The organism is Spirosoma sp. SC4-14 (assembly GCF_037201965.1).
GTDB lineage: Bacteria > Bacteroidota > Bacteroidia > Cytophagales > Spirosomataceae > Spirosoma.
Map to the genome: position 1 here is coordinate 1,635,245 of NZ_CP147518.1, position 20,612 is coordinate 1,655,856.

General features: G+C 51.4%; 13 protein-coding genes. 1 reads left to right on the forward strand and 12 read right to left on the reverse strand.

Going from position 1 to position 20,612, the window contains the following annotated elements:
* Positions 1 to 238 precede the first annotated feature (238 nt).
* The 11 genes from WBJ53_RS06640 to WBJ53_RS06690 form a co-directional block, all read right to left on the reverse strand.
* A complete protein-coding gene (locus WBJ53_RS06640; RefSeq protein WP_338875284.1) occupies positions 239 to 3,193 on the reverse strand; it encodes a sodium:solute symporter in 2,955 nt (984 codons plus the stop codon).
* A 130-nt stretch (positions 3,194 to 3,323) separates the two neighbouring features.
* Complete coding sequence (locus WBJ53_RS06645) at positions 3,324 to 4,490, reverse strand: four-carbon acid sugar kinase family protein (RefSeq protein ID WP_338875285.1); 1,167 nt, start codon at positions 4,488 to 4,490, stop codon at positions 3,324 to 3,326.
* An 87-nt stretch (positions 4,491 to 4,577) separates the two neighbouring features.
* Entirely contained in the window at positions 4,578 to 5,654 is a 1,077-nt protein-coding gene (gene pdxA, locus WBJ53_RS06650; protein WP_338875286.1) for a 4-hydroxythreonine-4-phosphate dehydrogenase PdxA, read from the reverse strand.
* Positions 5,655 to 5,843: 189 nt separating this feature from the next.
* Positions 5,844 to 6,758: a dihydrodipicolinate synthase family protein gene (locus WBJ53_RS06655; protein ID WP_338875287.1), complete on the reverse strand. Its 915-nt coding sequence runs from the start codon at positions 6,756 to 6,758 to the stop codon at positions 5,844 to 5,846.
* A gap of 86 nt (positions 6,759 to 6,844) precedes the next feature.
* Entirely contained in the window at positions 6,845 to 7,993 is a 1,149-nt protein-coding gene (locus WBJ53_RS06660; RefSeq protein WP_338875288.1) for an iron-containing alcohol dehydrogenase, read from the reverse strand.
* A gap of 56 nt (positions 7,994 to 8,049) precedes the next feature.
* Positions 8,050 to 9,183 carry a sialidase family protein gene (locus WBJ53_RS06665; protein WP_338875289.1) on the reverse strand — a complete coding sequence of 378 codons (1,134 nt, stop codon included), beginning with the start codon at positions 9,181 to 9,183 and terminating at the stop codon, positions 8,050 to 8,052.
* Positions 9,184 to 9,311: 128 nt separating this feature from the next.
* Positions 9,312 to 10,007 carry a DUF3826 domain-containing protein gene (locus WBJ53_RS06670; RefSeq protein ID WP_338875291.1) on the reverse strand — a complete coding sequence of 232 codons (696 nt, stop codon included), beginning with the start codon at positions 10,005 to 10,007 and terminating at the stop codon, positions 9,312 to 9,314.
* Between the two features lie 3 nt (positions 10,008 to 10,010).
* Complete coding sequence (locus WBJ53_RS06675; RefSeq protein ID WP_338875292.1) at positions 10,011 to 11,543, reverse strand: sialate O-acetylesterase; 1,533 nt, start codon at positions 11,541 to 11,543, stop codon at positions 10,011 to 10,013.
* A gap of 121 nt (positions 11,544 to 11,664) precedes the next feature.
* Entirely contained in the window at positions 11,665 to 13,503 is a 1,839-nt protein-coding gene (locus tag WBJ53_RS06680) for an exo-alpha-sialidase (protein ID WP_338875293.1), read from the reverse strand.
* A 92-nt stretch (positions 13,504 to 13,595) separates the two neighbouring features.
* On the reverse strand, positions 13,596 to 16,763 hold the full coding sequence (locus WBJ53_RS06685) for a DUF6298 domain-containing protein (protein ID WP_338875294.1): 3,168 nt from the start codon (positions 16,761 to 16,763) through the stop codon (positions 13,596 to 13,598).
* A 142-nt stretch (positions 16,764 to 16,905) separates the two neighbouring features.
* Positions 16,906 to 18,549, reverse strand: a complete 1,644-nt coding sequence (locus WBJ53_RS06690) for a polysaccharide lyase (RefSeq protein ID WP_338875295.1) — start codon at positions 18,547 to 18,549, stop codon at positions 16,906 to 16,908.
* Between the two features lie 265 nt (positions 18,550 to 18,814).
* Between WBJ53_RS06690 and WBJ53_RS06695 the strand changes: the two genes are divergently transcribed.
* Entirely contained in the window at positions 18,815 to 19,540 is a 726-nt protein-coding gene (locus WBJ53_RS06695; RefSeq protein WP_338875296.1) for a DUF72 domain-containing protein, read from the forward strand.
* Between the two features lies 1 nt (position 19,541).
* On the opposite strand, the gene WBJ53_RS06700 is transcribed toward WBJ53_RS06695, so the two are convergent.
* Complete coding sequence (locus tag WBJ53_RS06700; RefSeq protein ID WP_338875297.1) at positions 19,542 to 20,387, reverse strand: alpha/beta hydrolase-fold protein; 846 nt, start codon at positions 20,385 to 20,387, stop codon at positions 19,542 to 19,544.
* Between the last annotated feature and the right edge of the window lie 225 nt (positions 20,388 to 20,612).

Consider the following 20,612-nt stretch of genomic DNA (forward strand, 5'->3'; position numbering starts at 1 on the left):
GCAGAGCGTACTTTTCAACCTCGAAGAGGTGTTATATTTATAGCAAAAGATAATAGCGAACCTATTTTGCGCCCTGAAGGGATGAAATAGTGTCACCCCTTCAGGGCGCATGAAATATCTCTATTTACTTTTTCTATACTAATTCCATCCCTTCGGGATTGACAGAGCAGCCTCAAACGGGGTTTTGAGCGCTTCTAAGCCTCTAGTTATATACTCAAGCGCTTATTCACTCAATCACTCAATTAATCAGCTTCTCTAAATCGTCAAACTTTCGGATCGCGTTGGCGGGTAGGTTTTCGCCTTTTTCGCCGAAGACGTACAGGGCCGGGTATGGCTCAATCGTGCATGTCGACTCGTCGATGGCGCCGGTTTTATCCTGCACTTTTCTGAGATCGAGCGAGAAGTTTTTCGCCAGAAAATCATACAAGGCGAATCGTTTGTTTTTGCCGTAATCGTGGCCTTCCTGCGGCAGATGCACGTTTTTCACTACGTCGGTTTTGCCGTAGAACCCGTAAATACGCTGCAAAAAGGGAAATTCCGTTTCCGGTACGTGCTGCGTCCAGTCTTTGCCGTCGGAAATGACCAGTTGGGGGCGGGGAGCAGCCATGGCTGCGATCTCTACGTTGTTGGTGCCGTTGCCACACAGATGAACACCCATGCCACTTTCGCAGGGGCAGCCGCCACTATGATACGACGATAACATCACCACGGGTACGCTCAACGCAATGCGGTCGTCCAGCGCCGTGAGCAGCATCGTCTGACTGCCACCCCCGGAACCGCCACTAATGGCCACCCGTTTGGGGTCGGCATTTTTGAGGGTAAGCATCCAGTCCAGAATTCGCATTCCGTTCAAAATCTGAATGGTTTGGGCGAGGCTCCGGCGATGATCGTCGGGCTTGAACTGCAGGGCTGATTCGCCCCAGGCAAACAGATCGTAGCTAAAGGCCATCGCCCCCATACGCGCCTGCATCGCACAGCGATACTGACTATCGGCCCTATAACGCCCATCCCCGAAATGACCATCGGGATTGAGAATTACCGGCATCAGCCCTTTGGTATTCAGGGGCTTGTAGAGTGATCCCGTTACGTATAAACCCGGCAGCGTTTCAATCGCTACGTTCTCCACCGTGTACCCATTAAACGTTCGTTTGTTAGTGATAATGGGCTGGCTATTGGGTTTTGCGGGCAGGTGCGACAGCTTCAGGGCTTCCCACATACAGCTTTTCAGCTCCGCCCTGCGTTTTTCCCATCTCGCAGCATCGGAATAGAGGGTAGCCAGATAGTCAAGCTGTTGTTTGCCTTCGTCGGGTGTTTTTAGGTGGTATTGAAAGGGCTGGAGCTTGTATTTTTTATCGCCTTCTTTGGCAAAGGTGATGTCCTGCGACGCCAGAATATTCGCCATCGTTTTCTCTACGTCGGCAGGCCGAAAGCGCCAGTCGGCATACGTAACGTATTTGTCTTTAACCAGCTCTTCGGGGTAACGGATCTTCACCGAATACCGGCTTTCAATCTGACTGATGACGTCTTTCAGCGGTTTTCTGAATTGGTTGTCAGCAGTTTGGGCGTAGACGGATAAACTGCTGAGCAGAAGGAAAGCGGCCGCCACTTTTCCTGCTCTCCCGACCGCTTTAAGCGTTGAAGTCGTTTCCCTCGAACTTTTCCGCCAGCCGCTGTACAGCAGATTGGCATCCAGTTCCGGTTTCGGAAAAAACAGACTGGCCACGTAGCCAACGCCAATAACAACCAGGTGGCTGTATACACCCAGCATCAGTTTGTGGTGGGTGAAGTTGTAGGGTCCCAAATCCAGCAGCAGTTGCTTATCCTCGCCATAGCCAATTTTGGTGGAGGTCAGAAAAGCATAGGCCGTAAACAGAACGCAAGCGACAATGGCAATATTGACGCCCTGTCGGTTGGCGCGGGCGCTGAAAATGCCCAGCAGGAAAATACCGACGATACCCCCCGAAAAAATGGCGTATAACGTAAAGACAATGCCCAGAACGCCCTCATTGCCAGCCTGTAAATAGATGGCTCCAATACCAATGGCAATAAGCCCTGAAATGACGACAATGGCCTTGCTGACAGTCAGATACTCCCGGTCGGTACGTGCCGGACGGAATTTTTTATAGAAGTCTTCCAAACCAACGGCGGCCAGTGAATTCAGGTCGGCGCTGAGGCTGCAAATGGCGGCTGAAATCATGGCGGCCAGAATGAACCCCACCACACCCGTCGGAAATTTGGTCATGATGAAATACGGAAAAACCGCATCCGGACGCATGCCCGCCGGTAGGGGCTGTTGCTTGTAGAATACGAACAGGGCCGTACCGATAAACATAAACAATGCCCAGACCGGCACGGTCAGCGAGATGCCCAGAATCGACGCCCGGATAGCCGCTTTGTCGGTTTTTGCGGTTAGGTATCGCTGCACAACGGTCTGATCGGTGCCGTATTTCTGCACGGCGTAGAATGCCCCGTTGATAACCATTACCACGAAGGTTAACTGCGTGAAATCCAGATCATATGGTCCGAATCCGGTTCGGTTGTTGGCCGAAGCAACGCTGATAACTTCCGAAAACCCACCTCTGACAGAAAGAAGAATCGCCACCACGCACAGAATCCCACTGGCAAACAGCATGAAACCCTGAAACACATCCAGCCAGATAACGGCTTCAATACCACCCAGCAAATTGACCGTGATGATGATAAGGCCCACCACCACAATGATGTAGAACGTATCGCCACCCGTCATGTTGGTCAGCGCCACTGACAGCAGGAAAAAGACAGTTCCCATGGAGGAAAACTGCCGGAGAACGAACGCGGTAGAGCTGTAGTAGCGGGCAAAAGAGCCAAAGCGTTTTTCGAAGTATTCATACGTGCTGAGCCCGATCACTTTTCGATATAGCGGCACTATAAACCAGATCGTACCGAGCAGAACAATTGGCACCATGAGTCCCTGCACCAGCAAGATCCAGTTAGATGAAAAACCTTCGCTTGGGTAGCCCAGAAACGTAACGCTGCTGATGAGCGTTGCCAGCAGCGACATGCCAATGGCCCAGGCAGGTACCCGGCCTCTGGCCGCAAAATAGGTTTCCGTTGTCCGCTGATTTTTGGCGTACCGGAGCCCAAAATACAGATTGATAATCAGTACGGTGACGATTATCAGGTAATCAATTACGTTTAAGGTCGGGTTTGACATTTGGCTTATGAGCTATTCTTTTCGACAGGATTTACAGCCGGGCCGACGTTCGGATTGACACGATTTTTTATTTCTGTAATCCAATCCTGTTCATCCAAACGTCGGCCCGGCTGTAAATCCTGTCGAAAAATCAAAACTTCCACAAATCAGTTGGCCAGCGATAACTGCCGGGTTTTACGGTAATATGCAAATGACGGTTGCCGATAACGGCACTTCGAACCACACCGGCAGCCAGTTCCTGCACTGGAACCAGTCGGGCAACGTCCATTTCGTGCAGAACAGCCGATGCTGTTGAGCCACCTTCAATAATCAGTTCATCGACGGGTATCTGGTCGAGTACGCGCTTCACGGCTTTAGCCATGATTGCGCGAAGATGACCCGCCAGCCCCTGGGTATCCACCTTCGATTCGGCATCGACTGCCATAATAACCTGCTCATGCCGCTGAAAACGAGCCGCCACGCAGGCCACCCAGTCGGCGAAGGCGGCACTGTCGTTTTTGCCAGTGCGTATTAGCGCGTTAGGAATATAGCAAACGAAATTTCCGGCCATTGCTGCATTTTTCACCAGCTCAACGCTGTGACCAAAGGCGCTTCCGCACACATACAGCCTGCACATACCCAGCTTACCCGACGAACGGACCGTCTTCTTGAGGGCATAACGAGACTCCAGAATAGCCGTAAAAAAGCCCGATCCACCCCCCGGCAGCGTATGTTCATCGAGACGGCTGGCCCAGGTCAGCAGATCGCCCTGCGTGCCTACTTCACCGATGATAATTCCCGACTGAAGCATAGGCGCTGTCGGCGATTGTACGATTACCCGGGCGTCGTTTACAGCCAGTCGCTTCAGCACATTCGATTTTGTAATCGGAAATTCCGGGTCTTTCGAAAAGTGGGTCTGATGAATAAGCTGCCCCTGGACGTAATAATGACCATCGATCAGGATTCTACCCAAGGCTGGATTAGCCGGAACAATCAGGGCGCGTTTCAGACCAAGAACCGTCAGTTGGGCGCTGGTTTCCGCTACGACGTGCCCACGCAGCACCGAATCGACCTTTTTAAAAATCAGATCGGGCTTCATCGTTCGTATAGCTGCACTTACGCCGGTCATTTCCTGCACGGCCTCTGCTTCTGGAACAGACCGGGCATCCGTCGATACGACCAGCAAATCAGCGTTTGACTGCGGATTAATGGAATCGGGATGCCGCCCAATAACCAGTTCTACGGCCATACCATACGTAATGCCAATCCCCGCCAGTTCGGCGGCCCCCGTTAGATCGTCAGCAATGACGGCAAGCATAGGTTAAAGAGCGAAAGAGTGAGAGAGTGAAAGAGTGAAAGAGTGAAAGAGTGAAAGAGCGAAAGAGTGAATGACTTAAAGAGTGATTTAACGTACGTTAGCTATTCGCTCAATCACTCTTTCACTCATTATAGAGTTCTTCGCTAATCTTACCGCTGATTCAATCGCCAATACCATCGCGTCGGGGCTGGCAATGCCTTTTCCGGCAATTTCAAAAGCCGTTCCATGATCGACCGAGGTGCGAATGATGGGCAGCCCCATGGTGATATTTACGCCCTTTACGCTGTCCATCTGCTTTTTGTCGGCGTTCCATTTAAAGCCAGTCAGCTTGAATGGAATATGACCCTGATCGTGATACATGGCTACCACGCCCCCATAGTAGCCCGTGGCCGCTTTCGAGAACATGGTATCGGCCGGAACCGGTCCCTCTACGTCATAACCCCGGCGTTTCGCTTCGTCAACTGCAGGAAGGATTTCCTCATCATCTTCGGTACCGAACAGGCCCGAATCACCGGCATGGGGATTTAGACCGGCAACACCAATTTTCAGATTCGTTTCGCCCAATGAAATTAATCCGTTATACAGCAGTTCAATGACTTCCAGAATCCGATCTTTTTTCACCAGATCACAGGCTTGCCGCAGAGATACGTGCGTCGATACGTGAATGACCTTCATCTGGTCTTCCACCAGCAGCATACCATATTTTTTGGTATTGGTGAAGTGCGCATAAATCTCGGTATGTCCCGCAAAATGATGCCCGGCTTCGTTGATCGATTTCTTATTGATCGGCCCCGTTACGGTCGCGTCGATTTCGTCGGCCAGCGCCAGATCGATAACTGTTTTCACGGAGGCAAAGGCCGCTTCGCCCGCCATCGCCGAAATCTCACCGAATGTCAGATTGGCCAGATCAACGTTAGCCAGATCATACACGTCGATTGTGCCCGGTTGACATTTTGCATCCTGAGCGGACGTAATGGGGTGGATAACGGCGGCAAGGTTCAATCGACCTATTATATCCTGAAACACACCGGCGTCGCCTACCAGAATTGGGTTGCAGATGTCGTAGATGTTTGGGTTAAGCAAGGCTTTCACCGCTATTTCGGGGCCAATACTTGCCGGGTCGCCCATCGTGATCCCGACTGTCGGTTTATGATTTGTGTTCATGGTTAACATGTTTCAGGTGGTGGCTAAGCTGTTCTTTTCAACCTCGAAGAGGTGTCATAATTATAGCAAAAGTTGATACCAACCTACTTGTAGCCCCGAAGGGGGGAAAAGAGTGCCACCGTAACGGCGGCCCTCCGGGGCTAATGAAATTTCTTGCTTTCTCTATCTATACTAATTCCATCCCGAGCCCTATAACTGTACTTCCTCCTTCATCAGCAGTTCGGCGAAGGCTGTTTTCAGATCGATTGCATCCTGTTCAGACAGTGATTGCAGGGGAGGCATCATGGTGGTACCGCACAAATTATACTCCTGCATCAGCACTTTCAGCGCCCAGAGTGATTCGCCCAGCGTACGGCCCGACTGGTAGACGTGCCCGAACAGATCGGATTGGTTCTGATAATAAAAAGCCTTCTCTTCGTCACCTTCCTCAACGGCCTTAACCATATCGCGGTATATTCCCGGAAACAGGTTTCCGGTACTGGGCACCAGCCCGTCGCTACCCGCCATCAGCGCGTGTGCCGACCGGGCCGCCCAGCCCATAAAGTGGCTGAAATCAGGCCGACCTGACCAGAGAGCCACCGAATCAGCCAGCCGTTCGGTACTGCGTTCCGAGTCTTTTATCCCCACAATATTCGGATGATAACTCAGCTCGTCAATTACCGGTATGGGAATCGACATGCGCGTTGTAGCGAAGATGTTGTAGATGATCAAGGGTCCGTTGATCTGGTCGGCCAGTTGCTCGAAATACCGTTTCATCTGGGATTCCGACAGCGCATAATAGCAGGGCAACGTAGCGCATACCGCATCGACACCCATATCGAAACAATAGTTCGACAACTCAATGGACTCTTCCAGACAATTTGCCGATATGCCAGCGTACAGCACCGTATTAGCCGATTTCAGCCGGGCGGCTTCTTTGGCGTATGCCTTTTTAACTGACATGGGCAACGACGTAGCTTCACCGGTCGTCCCCATCACAAACGGCATCGCTTCGGCAGCCTGCAAATTTTCCATCATCCTCTCAACGGCCGCCACATCCAGTCGATACGTTTCGGTCAGGGGCGTAACCAGCGGAACCACAACACCCCGGTATTTCTTTTTCATATGCATACGTAAATTCCTTTGCTTGTCACTGGTCAGTAGTCATTAGAATCTGTATGGACCATTTTGTCGAATGACCAGTTGACCACCTAAAAAGCGGCTGTATAAATGGCAATCGCATCCTCGCGAGTGATTTCACGGGGATTATTTTTTAATAAACGAGTTATTTTCAGGGCATCATCGGCCATCTGCGGAATAGCCTCCTTCGGAATATTGACGTCCCGCAAACGCGCCGGAATACCGCAGTCCCGAATCAGTTCTCTGATTTTCCGGATACCGTTGGCCGCTGTTTCTGCACAGTCGGCACTACGTTCGCAGCCCAGCGCCACGGCCACCTGTGCATACTTGCAAACAGCCGCCTGCATATTGAATTCCATCACATAGGGTAGCAGCAGTGCATTGGAAAGGCCATGTGCCAGATGAAACATACTGCCCAGCGGGTAGGAGAGCGCATGCACACCGGCCGTATTGACCGGCCCCAGACAAAAACCGCCCAGCAAACTCCCCATGGCCACCTGCGTACGCGCTTCTTCATCGTTGCCGTTACGTACCGCCTGCACGATATGACTGGCAATCAACCGAATGCCTTCGTAGGCATACATGTCGATGAACGGCTGCGCAAACTTGTTGGTGTACGCTTCCAGGCAGTGCGTCAGGGCGTCAATTCCCGTCGCGGCTGTGATGGATGGCGGCACGCTCAACGTCAGCAGCGGGTCAACATACACAATGTCGGGTACCAGAAACGGGCTGATGATCCCTTTCTTCTGATTATCGGCATTGTCCACTAAAATGGCGTTTGGCGATGCCTCGCTGCCCGTTCCCGACGTAGCGGGAACACAGATCAGTTTCTTCCGGCGCCCTGTCAGGTTGCCGATGCCGAGCATGTCCGTCAGGGTCTGTTCATTTTCCAGTTGAGCGGCTATTAATTTGGCCACATCCAGCACGCTGCCTCCGCCAATGCCCAGCACTACGTCCGGATTGAAGGGCATAACGGTTTGCATCAGGCGGTTGAAGTCGGCAAACGATGGTTCCTGAACAATGCTGGTATCAACCCAGACGCCAATTCCGTTATCGTCCAGCGTATCGATCAGCCTTTCCAGTTGCGGCAAGAGGGGATTGATCGTGACGATTAACACCTTTTTGGGCATGAGTTGTCTAATCTCGTCGGCCAGATTTCCAAGAGACCCGTTACCGAAGACCAGTTTGCCGGGGAAATGGATGGTTAAATTCTGCATCATTTGCTTTTAGTATCTTGTCATTCCGACCGTAGAGGGAATGACAAAAGGAAAATTCTCTAGTCCTTCGTTATTTCCTTCGCTACCGGTGCCGTATAGCCGTCCAGCGAAGGCCAGATGCCGTTTTCAATGGGTTTTAATTTCAGTTTGGCCGGATCAACGACGGCATGTTTGATCTTCTGCCGACGCCAGGTATAAATCACATGAATCATCCCATCGCTGGTCTGAATAATCGAGGGGTATGAGTACTGGCTGATCGGGGAATCTTCCAGAATAAGGGCGGCCAGCCAGTTTTTGCCGTCTTTGGATAGGGCCAGATTTAAGGGCGTTCGCGGACCTTTGGCCAGATTGCCCGGTGGCAGTACGTGGTTATAAACCAGTGCCTGCCGACCATCTTTCAGCGTGACAGCGTCGGTTCCAGAGTTGTTATTCGGGAGCGATGTTTTAGCCAGTGCCGACCAGGTTTCGCCGTTATCCGCTGACCAGGACTCCACAATAGCGCGGTCTTTACTACGGGCCAGAATTTGCAGTTTACCGTTGCCATACGTCAGAATACTCGGTTGAATGGCATTGAGGGACTTTCCATCGCTGATCGGGCCAATTTTCCGCCAGGTTTTGCCAAAGTCGGGCGTTACTTCAAAATGCAGTTTCCAGCCATCACCTTCCGTGCTGGACGGACAAATCAAGTTACCATTGGCCAACAGAACGGGCTTGTTTTTAACCGGGCCAATATATCCTTCGGGTAGTTTCTTGGCCGCCGACCACGTCCGTCCGCCGTCCGACGACGTTTTCTGTAACCCCCACCACTTCGACGGACTTGGCCCAACTTTATAGAACAGCATGAGATCTCCCTTCGGAACCTGATACAGAACCGGATTCCAGCAGGCGTACCGCAACGTATCGTTGACGATGCCATTCGCTACGTTTTGCGGAGCTATCCACTTTCCTTTCTCCTGCCGACTCACCCAGATGCACACATCCGGGTTTCGCTCTTTGGTACCGCCAAACCAGGCTGAAACCAGACCCGTCGGCGTTTCGGCAATGGTGGCAGCATGGCTCTCCGGAAACGGTGGATTCTCGACCACAAACTCATCGACTACCAGTCCCGATTGCCATTTAGCCAGTTGGGCAAACGACAGATTGAGTGCGGTAAGGCTGATGAGTAAGGTTATAGATAGAGATTTGATTATCATTTTCTTTTTTTTTTATTCCTGTCTTTTGTCATTCCGACCGTAGGAGGAATCTCAAGCCAGCGTAATGGGAAAATCGAGATTCCTCCTACGGTCGAAATGACAAACTTCCCAATGAAATTGAATGACCATTACTGTTTTTTCTCCGCTGCTTTTTTGGCTTTGATGGTCGCCGTATAGGCGTTATACATCTCGCGCCAGTTCCGGCCGTTGGCGTTCAGAAATTGCTCCGATTTCGTCTTGTAGATTTCGAAAATGGCCGAGATCTCTTTCATGCTTTTATAGTCGACAGCCTGTTCGCGAGCCTGTTCCAGAAAGCCCTGAATGGTGGCTTCTTCGGTTGGGGTGAGGTTCGGTACGATAGCCCGATACCCATTCATCGTAAAGGCCACTTTGCCAATGGTGTATTTATCCAGAATAGCGTCGACCTGACTTTTCGCCAGATCTTTCTGCAAGCCCGCCATCAAGTCCTGATGAACCAAAGCGGGAATGGCCGAATCAGCAATCAATTGACGGTCAAGCTCCGACAACGGCTTGCCAGTTACTGGATTGATACCGGCCGGAACCGTACTGGCCGGGTGGTCATTGTGCCAGTCGCGGATGGCTTTCAGGTGGGTTGCCACTACGTCGGTTAACCGGTTTTCCTTTTCGGCATCGTTCAGATTCAGGGATGCAATCCATTCGGCTGCTTTCTTCTCAAGCTCAGCATCGGCTTTCACTTTTGCTTCGGCAGAAGGAACCGCTTTGGCCGGTTGATCCTGGCCGAAAGCGGGTGAGGTTACGGCAATGGCAGCTACGATTAAATACAGGTTGAGTATCTTGTTCATTGGTTATTTTGGGTTTGGAATGCCAGATTTTGTAGTTCCTGAAACGGGATCAGACTGGCGGCTCCAGGTAGCAGGTGAGCCCGGTTTTATCGCAAGCTGATTCGTTAAGGGATTGTCCGTGCGGAAGGGACGAGCCGGTAATCCTTCTTTATTGAAGAGGTTCGGCTGGGCCGCTTCATCCCAGGCAAAGCGAACGGCCACAGGACTCACTACGTTGGGGGCTGAAACGATTACTTTTTTTCCTTCAATCAGAGCCTGAGCCCGAACAAAAACACCGTCAGTACCGGCAATCGAAAAGTCAGTCAGTGGCTGCCCGTCTTTGCTGAGTAAGCCGCTGCCTGTGTGTGAGAAATGCAGCTCAATGGCCCGGCCTTTTACTTTCATTTTTTCGAAGACCGGCCCTTCCCCAACGATCTCTTTTTTGGCATACGTATTGGCCAGTGCCAGCAGCGCCAGCCGCCGACCGATCTCCCACTTGAACGGCGGGTGAATGTCGGACAGGTCGCTGGCCAGATCCGTCGTAACGATCATACCGGTTTGTGGCAGGCCCAATACCAGTTCCTGCGCTTCCCGAAATTCGGGTAATGTTTCTTTTGTCAGGATAATTTTCCCTTTCGATTCGGAGTAGTTGAATGGAGCCAGGGAGACGTAGTAAAATGGCAGTTCCCGCTCGTTCCACGCACTTCGCCAGCTAGTAATGAGTGTTTTGAGCTTGTGCGAATACGTAATGGTTTCTTTCAAGAAGCAGTTGGATTCACCCTGATACCACAGGAAACCTTTCAGCGCAAAGGGAGCCAGTGGCCGAATCATGGGCTCGTAGAATTTCCCCGGTTCGCCCTCGATTTTCTGGTTTTCGTAGTACGTATCGTCGCGGAAAGCCGCTTCCGAAATCCAGGGCTCAATCCGGCTGCCCGGTATAGCCGACGAAATGACACCAATCGGTACGTTCAGGTTTTTGTAGAGTTCTTTGGCGAAGAAATAGGCCGGAGCCGAGAACGAACGTAGTGCCGAATCCTGCGCCATAGCCCAGCCCCGATGCAGCGAATCGGGTTTGCTCAGCTCTTTTCGGTTGACCAGAAAAATACGTATCTGCGGGTTATTGGCATAGGTTAGCTCATCGACCGGATTGTGCCCATCAACAGATTTCGTGGCTAGAGAAGGGTTCACTTTGCTGTTTTTTCGCATCGTGTACTCCATGTTCGATTGACCCGAACACAGCCAGACTTCACCCACCAGAATGTTTTGCAGTCGAATCGTATTCGTTCCCGACATAATCAGCTCCGACGGAACAGCCGACGCTTTCAGCGGTTTCAACGTAACGCTCCACTTACCAGCAGCATCCGCCGAGGTTGTTTGACTTTGTCCGGCAAACTGTACGTTTACCGTTTCGCCAGCCGATGCTTTTCCCCAGATAACCAGCGGTTTACCCTGTTGCAGCACCATGTTATGCCCTAGAATCCGGGGCAATACAATCGCTGCCTTCAGTTGAAATGAAAGAAGTATGAGAAAGGTAGCTAACAGAGCGTGTTTGGGCATTCGATTACTTGAGTTTTTATCAGCTGAGTCTTACCCATAAATCCCCTGAAGGGGACTTGGCTTACTCTCAGACAAAGTCCCCTTCAGGGGATTTATGGGTGAAATGACCCGGATTTACCTATCATTCCGCCCGGCTTTGCAATCCACTCGTTTTAAAAGACTTAATGACATATATAGCCTCCGCATCCAGCTCACCACCTTTGGGCAGATCATAATTCTGGTCGGTAGGCGTATCGGCATCGGGGAATCGACGGACACCGCCCGTTCGGAAGACAACCCGACGGAAGGAAGCCACCGGCGCAAAAAACAGCCTGGTGCCCTTGGCTTGCCCATTGACGAAGGTGGTGAACATCCGTTTGTCGCGGTCCAGCTCGATGCGCACATCGTATTGTTTACCCGCTTCGTATTTCTGTATGTTCGAATCCCGGTACCCCACTTTCGCTTTGAACGTACTGTCGGCATCGAACATCAGCCGGACGGCCGCGTTGCCTTTGGCGTCCTGAAATTCAATCTGCAATGTGCCCTTATTGGCTTGCTGCGGTACTACGGTAAATTCGACCGCCAGTTTTTTTGAATCGGGAATGACCCGTTCCGCTTTGGCATAATCGAACGGGTCTTTATCGCGCAGCACCAGTGCTTTGGTGCCAGCCGTTGCTTCGATTTTGGCCGTTGCATACATAGGACTATAGATGTTCCAGTATTTCAGTTCCTCTCCGGCAGGCATCAGGGCAAAGGTTTCGTTTGGGTGAGCACTTACCTCGTCGGTGATGGGTACCGGAATTTTAGAAACCCAGATATCTTCTTTGTTCATGCTGTACGTCACCCAGAGGTTACCGTCGGGTGGCGTGCCATTGCCTTCTTCAATGCCCCGCACGTACTGCGGCCCGTATGACTTATAGGCACCGCCGTAGCGCAGTGAGGTGATTTCGCCGTTCACCAGCAGCAGATTGGTATAATTCAGCCCGTCTTTGCTGGTTGAAACGGCCAGCGGCCAGCGGAATTCGGACGGATTATAGACCATAGCGTATTGGCCATCAGACGTGCGCTGCCCCCAGATTTTGGCGTTACTGTTGACAAAGCCCGGTGCGCGAAGGGGATTGTACAGCCATGTTCTACCGTCGTCTTTGCTGATGGTGGTGAGGGCGTGTTTCCAGAGTCCAACTACCCGGTTATCGGGCAAATGGTAATAACTGAAGGCTTTTACGTCCTTTTTGAGCGAAATCAATGGGTCGTTGCGGTCGGCTTCTTCAATCCATTGCTGCATCATCAGCGGATTGGCAAGCAGTTCGTTGCAGGCGTCTACAAAACCCTTGTCTTTTGAACGGGTGTAGAACGGATAGGTGGATTGTGATTTATCCCAGGACGAGTTATTCCGAATGAAGTAAATTGGCCCGAACTTCCCATCGGGGTAAATTTCGCGAACGACCCGACCGATGCCGTTCCCGTCGTTCGGGTCGTCTTTCGGCCCCATCACAATGCCGTAGAACCCCAGTGTTAGCAGCCGTTTGTTCTTCGCCACGAAGAAACCCATGCGCTGGTGCATCACTGCGTACAGGTCTTTGGCCACCTCCGGCCGCCCTTCCTTCTTCCAGCCATCCGGAATTTTATAAGGTGGAAAAAGGATGGTAGGTTTCGTCTGGGCGGCACTCCGCCAGGTATAGCCGTCTTTCGAGGTTAGCAACAGCGTTTGTCCCGGTGGTACGTGTTCGCCAACCGGATTGCTGAGGTATTGCAGATAAAACGTATTGTTCCAGTACGCCAGCATGGGCGCGTGGTTGTAGGTCCAGTTGGTTCCGCCCGCCAGTTCGGGGTGTTCGCGGTTCGCCCGAAAAACCTGAATATTATGTACCCCCACAGCCGGGCTCAATTGTCCGTGGTGATAATCGACGTTGGCAAGCGTAGTGCCGATGTAGCGAACCGTGTCCTGGGCGTGGAGCTGGGAGAAAAAAAATAAAATCACCCCCAACCCCCTAAAGGGAGCTAAAGCTCGCTTACAAGAAGCCCCCTTTAGGGGCGGTCCGACGGGTCGGTTGGGGGTAAAATAAGACCCGATCATAATCCTTTGCTTTTTTTAACCCAAATCACTTCAGCACCCTCCGTCTGTTTTTTCAGGTTCACCACGCTGCCACCTTTTACTACGTCTTTCGATTTGGTAATCTGCCCTGTTTTCGGATTGATGTAACTCACCGAGAATGAACCAGCTGATTTAGTCAGATCAAGTTCAACGGACGTATTGGCTTCGGTGTAAACGATATAGCCTGCTTTTTCGCTGCCGAGTGCCCATTGATTAGTTTGCTTTTTCGCTAACTCCACCGGCTGCATCTGAGCAGCATCGGCCAGAAACTGTGGGTCAGCTACGGGTGGTACGTTCGGCATGGAGCCGCCCGCCATTAGCACTGCCCAGCCCATTGAATCATAACTGTCGGCCGCATAGGTCACTGCCTTTTCAGGAAACTTCTGCCGGTATTCCCGTACGGCGCGGTACACCTGTTCGAACGATGTCTTTTTCGGCGGGGTCAGTCGGGCGTGCTGACGCGGAGCCAGGTTTTGCCCGCCAGCGGGTTCATAAGCCATACCATTGGCCTGGTAATGCCAGTACCGAATATCGATCAGATTGACCAGCGAAGCACGTTTGGCGTCGGCCAGAATGGCATCCTGTACGTCTTTAGTCGTGCTCAACCCCACAATGGCTTTTTTGCCGGTTTCCTTCTCCCATTCGCTGATGGTATCGATCCAGAACTGCACAAAAGGCAGCGGCCCGGTAAACTCGGCTCCAATCAGTTGAATGACGCCCGTATTGCCCACGAAATTCTCAAGGCATTTGCGGATATAGGCCCGATGCAGCGCCCGCCGAACCGGGTGCGATACGTCGTAAAACTGTTCGGCCATAAAAATTCGCTTGTCGCCCGCATACGGAACCGGTTCGGGGAAGCCCGTATTGTTGATGTTGTTGGCCGGACGCCAGGGGAAATCAGCATAGTGCGCTCCCGCTTCGATGATGTTGTGCTGAAAATAATTCTCATGAATGAGCACCAGTCCTTTCTGATCAGCCAGATCAGCGTACTGCTTCAGGCGGCTCCAGTACCAGGGATTGTATTTCGTCAGGTCGTATTTACTCAAACCGTCCCAGGCCGTTTCTTTTCCGCTGCGGGCAAATGGTAACTCATAAAACGGAGGCCATACCTCGCCATCCATCCGGCGAATCCGCTCGTGGTCGTCCCGCCGACGGTCGTACCAGAGTCCGTAATTGTGGTCGATGGCGAGTAGGTTGTCAGCCTTCATCGAATCGGTCATGGCGTCCAGATTATCGGTCAGGCCCCGGCCCGTCATGCCCGGCACAAAGCGGGTGATGTGGGGTTTGGCACCAGTCAGGCCGTAGGGGCGGGCACTGCCGTTCCACCAGGGCACTTCCTGCCTGCGTCCCGTAATGAGTTTGACTCCTCGCACCAGCTTTCCGTGCAGAATCTGCATCGGTTCGGCCGGTCGGCGGTCCGATTTAGAAACCGGGGTTTCTTTAGGTACACCAATGGCATCAATGGACGTAGCATTCGACGTAGCGGGAATGGGTTGACGTTTAGGAGCCGCGCTGATAAAATCGTATAACGTAGGGGCGGGGTTAACCGCCTGCTTTGTCAGGGCAGCCGCTACGTCAATTTTAGGGCTGCTCGATGCCTCGGATTCAACCGGCAGGAGGATGGCGCGACTGGTAATTTTATCGCCGAGCCGGTCTTTTAATTGAGCGTAATATAAACTCCGGGGCTGAATGTGTTCGTTGGACATATCCCAGTAGCCATTTCCGGCAAACTGCGCCCACGTACCAAATGCCCAGTTCTGCGCCGTAGGTGGCTGATAATTCTCAACACGGGCGGCTGTGCATTGCCAGAGGACGCTGTTTGCCGCATTCCAGCCAGCGCCCTGTTCATCCTGTCCCCGGTTGGCAAACCGCAGGGCGTTGCCGTCGATGTTTACGATGTCGAACAGCACCCCCGACGCCCAACTGTCGATGCTGCCGCTGAAACTGTAAGGCAAATGAGATTCGCACTGCACAAAGGCATTGGGGCCGGTTGCACAGAATCCAACCGCAAAATCATGAATACCCGACTCAGCATACAACCGTTGGCAAAGTACCTGCTGGCCCCTGACAAAGAACGTATTCCGACGCTCCCCACCGATTTCGGAAACGGGTTCCAGCGACTGACAATCTTCGACCGTAATACGTCGGGCCGTTTCATGAACGTAGACGGCTGAACCCGCAAAGTGTCGGAAAACGACCTGCCGAATCCAGGCATCCTGTATGTTTTCGAGGCCGATAGCCATCCAGCTGTGGGCTTCGTCCTTTGGGTTGGTTTTGTCAATGGTTGACTCCAACTGTAGGTTTTCGACACCCGACTGCGCTATCTGGCCCGGCCATGCGTAACGGGCAATGGTCCCACCGCCATACGCGGAATCCAGGGCTGTAGTAAGGGGAGCATCGAGGGTAAGTTCAGCGCCGTTGACCGCTGTAATTTGCCGATCCCAGAAAAGATCACGCTGTCCGGGTTTCCAGCCCAGCGCTGAAAGGCCGCCACCGAACGTATCGGTACCGAGCTTCTGAATCCACTCTTTCGTAGCGGGCCGACGGATCTGTACGTAATCGCCAGTCTTAAAGTCAGTTGGATTGGCAACCCGAACGTTTAACGCGTTGACCGGTACGTAGGCATCCGTAATGGGTACAGCAGCAGTAAGTTGGCGGTCGTTGCTGCCGGAAATGCTAATCAGATTGTCGCGGCACAACCCTGTTCCGAGCAGGGTTGTGCCGCCTGCGTTCATGCCACTTCCCCGCAATACGACGCCTGACGCGCTGATTCGTAAGCTGCCAGCCACTTCGTATACGCCTTTTTCGAGCAAAACCGATCCGCGAAAACCATCACTCCCCAAGGGTAAGGAGGCTACGTAATCCAGAGCCGCCTGTATGCGTCGGGTGGCATCTCCTTTCCGAAACGGAATAACCACTTTAATCGCAACGGTTGGAACAGCCTCTTCGCCAGCTTTATAACCGCAGTACGAAAAATCGGGAATGCGGTTGCCGCGTTCGTCGGGGCTATAGACCAGATGCCCATCGGCGCCTACTGAAACTGGTTTTGGAGGAACCGGCTTATTTTTCTGCGCATACGTAGCCCCGATACGCCCAAGAGCGAATACCAGCGAAAGTACGACGGCAAAATGGTTGAGTCTGAGCACGGTTTCGGAGAAGATTGATTTTTTGTTTTGTTATACCGACGAAGGAGGGATCTCAAGCTTGACTTAAAAGCGACGTTGAGATTCCTCGTTCCTCGGAATGACAAAAAAGCGGGTTGACAAAAATCGAATAACAAAAAGAGTACTACGTTCTTGGCCGAACCTGCTGAACCGATACCACACTGTTGAGGAAATCTTCGATGTTGGTGTAGCCATCCTTATTTTTATCCTGGCTGGCATCCGACGGATCTTTCGGGTTCAGGCCGTTTTTGGTTTCCCAGCTATCGGGCATCCCGTCTTTATCGGAATCAACGTAAGGCGTGCCTTTGTAGTCTGGATAGCCACCGACCTGCATCGGGTCAGTAATAATACCATTCTTGTAGGAATCGATGGGCAGGCGACGGTGTTTGAACTGCGTTTCGGGCAGTTTAACCCCTTCTTTGTAGGCGATCTTTCCGGTACGTACCTGCTCAACAACGCGAGTGTCGACCGGGTCACGTTTGGGCAGGGTTGCACCTGCGTTGGCCAGCACAAACTCATACGCCTGTTTGGCGGGAAGAATCGTCAGTTTAGGCATAGGAAGCGGCTCATTCCATTTCATGCTCGCCATGTATTGACCGGCATCGGGCATTTCTTCAACCTGAACGCCACCATCCCAGTTATCCTTCGTAACCTTCTCATTTCCGTCCACGATATTACCATGAACGTACGCCCGTCCGTAAACCCGATACGGCAGCTTGCTACGTCCTGATTCGGGTTTTAATATCCGGTGCCCAATGGGCGAATCTTTGGGCGTTTGCGGCCCTGGCTTGTAATAGTTATTGATAATATTGTACATAGCCGTATAGTCGCCCCCATCGGTAGAACGGTGTACCCAGTTGAATATAACGTTGTTGGCAAAGTTGAAAATGCCATTCCAGCCAATTGACGGATTCCGCCCGGCGTTATCGGCCCATAGGTTACGCATGAACGTACAGTTTTCACCACCCAGCGTACTGCCGAATGCGTGGTTCCAGGTGTCGAGCGCTTCCGAGAAAATCGAATTCTGAATCGTGATATTGACGGTCGGCAGCTTCTCTTCCAGCGCTTTGCCTGTGCTGTCATTGTACATATGGCGGTACATCGACATGTTTTCGTCCAGTCCCCAACTGGCCGATACGTGGTCGATCATGATGTTGCCGATTGGGTTGCCGCCAATCGAATCGTCGCGACGTCCGACAAAGGTTTCGCCCCGCCGGAACCGCATATACCGGATCAGTACGTCGTGTGTGTTGATCCAGACCGATTCGCCCGCTATACAAACCCCATCGCCCGGCGCCGTCTGACCCGCAATGGTGATGTAAGGGGCTCTGATAATCAGGGGACTTTTTAATTTGATGATACCGGCTACGTTGAACACAATGGTACGTGCGCCACCTGTTTCGCAGGCATCGCGAAGTGTGCCAGGACCACTATCTTCGAGGCTCGTTACCACAATGACTTTACCACCGCGTCCGCCGAATGTGTAGGCGCCACCCCCTTCGGCACCCGGAAAAGCCGGGATGCTGGCCTGTGGCAGATCGACCGGGCGGGCGGCCCAGGGAACGTACGGTTTGCCTTCTTTCGCTTCCTTCTCAATGATGGGTTTAGCCTTTTCCCAGGCAATATTCGACTTCCGCCAGGTCTCTTTAAGCAGTTCATCGCTTTGTTTCTGAACATCTGCCGGAATGGTCGGGTACTGCGCCGATGCAGACTGCTGGGCGAAAATCAGAGCAGCCGACAGGAAAATAGGAATAGTAAGCTTTTTCATGAGACGAGGGTTCTGTTGAGTGAGCGAGTTGTCAGGTCCAATCGGTCAAAACCAAACAATCGCGGTGATCAATGATCAGATTGTATATCAAGCTCAAAATAAGGCTAAAAAATAGGGCAATATCTATATCATTTTCTCGGCAATTTATAGGATATTATCATTCGGGGAAATCAACTTAAAAGTTGCCTGCTACAGACTTAATGGCCCGGTCTATTTTTAACATAGTTGCTCATAAAGACGTTTATTGGCTATTGCCTTACACGTTATGAGTATTTATATCGGCACCTCGGGCTGGAGCTACGATCATTGGCAGGGCGTTTTGTATCCGCAACATACGCCAGTTCATCTCCGCCTGGATTATTATCTCCCACAATTTGACACGGTTGAACTAAACAGTAGTTTTTACCACTGGCCCAGACAAACAACATTTGTTCACTGGTATCAACGCTTACCCAATCATTTCCGTCTGTCGGTGAAAGCGCCCAGAGGCTTAACGCATGGTAAAAAACTATATGCGCCGGAGGTGTGGCTGGAACGGATTAAAAGCTGCTGGCACGAATTGCATCATAAACGGGCGGTGCTGCTGGTGCAGTTAGCTCCTCAACAAACCTACGATTATGACCGCCTGGCCTACTTTCTGGAACAATTGCCGGTCTGGATGGATACGGCGGTTGAGTTCAGACATGAGAGCTGGCATAACGAAACGGTTTTCCAGTTGCTGGAACATCATCAGGTTGCCTATTGCATTATGAGTGGGGCTCAACTACCCTGTTTGCTCCGAACAACGGCCCCCTTTGTATACATACGCTTACACGGCCCCGATTTTCAGCATTTATACGGTGGTTCATATTCCGATGCTGATTTGAACTGGTGGGCTGACCGAATTCGGGAATGGACGAAGTTGGGAAAGGATGTATATGCTTATTTTAATAACGACGGCGCGGGTAATGCCGTCCGCAATGCCCAGACCTTACGCCAACTGGTCGCCTGATTTATTTCTTTTTAGGGTAGAACAGTTCAAAAGCCCGATAAACACTGCGGTGCAAAATGGTCAGGTGATTTTCGTCGGGCAGATAAACATACTGCACTGTTAGATTGGACGGATTGGTTCGTTGAAGCAGGTCGGCCAGCGTTTGCGCGTCATTTTCCATTTGTTTGCCTTCATTACCGACCGATACATATACATTGGTTGGCTTCATGATGGATTGTTTGTTCTGACTTTTTAGAGCCGTTAGCAGTGACTCATTATCCCACCACAGGCTTGGGCTAACAATGATGTAGTTATCGAACAGATCGGGATGATGTAGCAGGATTTCAGTAGCCAGTAATCCGCCAAGCGACTGCCCAATCAGCGTTTTGACCCCGCTGGTTCTGTATCCAGACCGAATGAAAGGCTGTAGCTCCTTTTCCAGAAAGGCCATAAATGGTGCCGAACCGCCAGTAGTAGGAAAGTCTTTTTTATCCTTCGCTATGGTGGTTGGATAGGTGAAATCCCGTCTTCGATCGACATTGGCAATCCCAACTACAATTGATTTAGGCATAACCCCGATCATCGTTAAAAACTGAACAAGGCCGACGATGTGAATAAAGTCTTCGTTGGCAGAGCCATCCAGCAGGTAAATAACCGGATACGTTGTTGTTGAATCGGACGAATAGCCTTCAGGCAGGTAAATATTCAGGAGCCTGTTTTCTCCCAATTGGTCGGAATGAACTTGCTGAATTACACCTAAAACAAAGGGTGTGGTTTGGCTGACTGAAGGCACCGCAGGAACCTGTGCGCACGAAGTCAGTCTGGTGGCCAGTAAGATTAGAACAATGAAAAAACAGGATCTCATCATCAGTATTTTAGTGAGAAGTCTTTACCCGAAATGTGCCCTTGTCGATAGGTCTGGCCAGCTAGAAACATCCAATATAATAAATAGTAAACGTTGGAATTCTCCGGCCGTAAAATCGACACGACATTCCTCATTATTAGTAGGGCATACGCTATGGCATTTACAATATATACCATATCAATATAGAATTTTAATATACTAATAATAAAAAAATATATAATAAACTTT

Excerpts from the sequence above, each read along its gene's own strand:
- WBJ53_RS06665 (WP_338875289.1), bottom strand. The coding sequence starts at position 9,183 with ATGATAATCAAATCTCTATCTATAACCTTACTCATCAGCCTTACCGCA.
- WBJ53_RS06700 (WP_338875297.1), bottom strand. The coding sequence starts at position 20,387 with ATGATGAGATCCTGTTTTTTCATTGTTCTAATCTTACTGGCCACCAGA.
- WBJ53_RS06675 (WP_338875292.1), bottom strand. The coding sequence starts at position 11,543 with ATGCCCAAACACGCTCTGTTAGCTACCTTTCTCATACTTCTTTCATTT.
- WBJ53_RS06645 (WP_338875285.1), bottom strand. The coding sequence starts at position 4,490 with ATGCTTGCCGTCATTGCTGACGATCTAACGGGGGCCGCCGAACTGGCG.
- WBJ53_RS06655 (WP_338875287.1), bottom strand. The coding sequence starts at position 6,758 with ATGAAAAAGAAATACCGGGGTGTTGTGGTTCCGCTGGTTACGCCCCTG.
- WBJ53_RS06690 (WP_338875295.1), bottom strand. The coding sequence starts at position 18,549 with ATGAAAAAGCTTACTATTCCTATTTTCCTGTCGGCTGCTCTGATTTTC.
- WBJ53_RS06640 (WP_338875284.1), bottom strand. The coding sequence starts at position 3,193 with ATGTCAAACCCGACCTTAAACGTAATTGATTACCTGATAATCGTCACC.
- WBJ53_RS06670 (WP_338875291.1), bottom strand. The coding sequence starts at position 10,007 with ATGAACAAGATACTCAACCTGTATTTAATCGTAGCTGCCATTGCCGTA.
- WBJ53_RS06660 (WP_338875288.1), bottom strand. The coding sequence starts at position 7,993 with ATGATGCAGAATTTAACCATCCATTTCCCCGGCAAACTGGTCTTCGGT.
- pdxA (WP_338875286.1), bottom strand. The coding sequence starts at position 5,654 with ATGAACACAAATCATAAACCGACAGTCGGGATCACGATGGGCGACCCG.
- WBJ53_RS06695 (WP_338875296.1), top strand. The coding sequence starts at position 18,815 with ATGAGTATTTATATCGGCACCTCGGGCTGGAGCTACGATCATTGGCAG.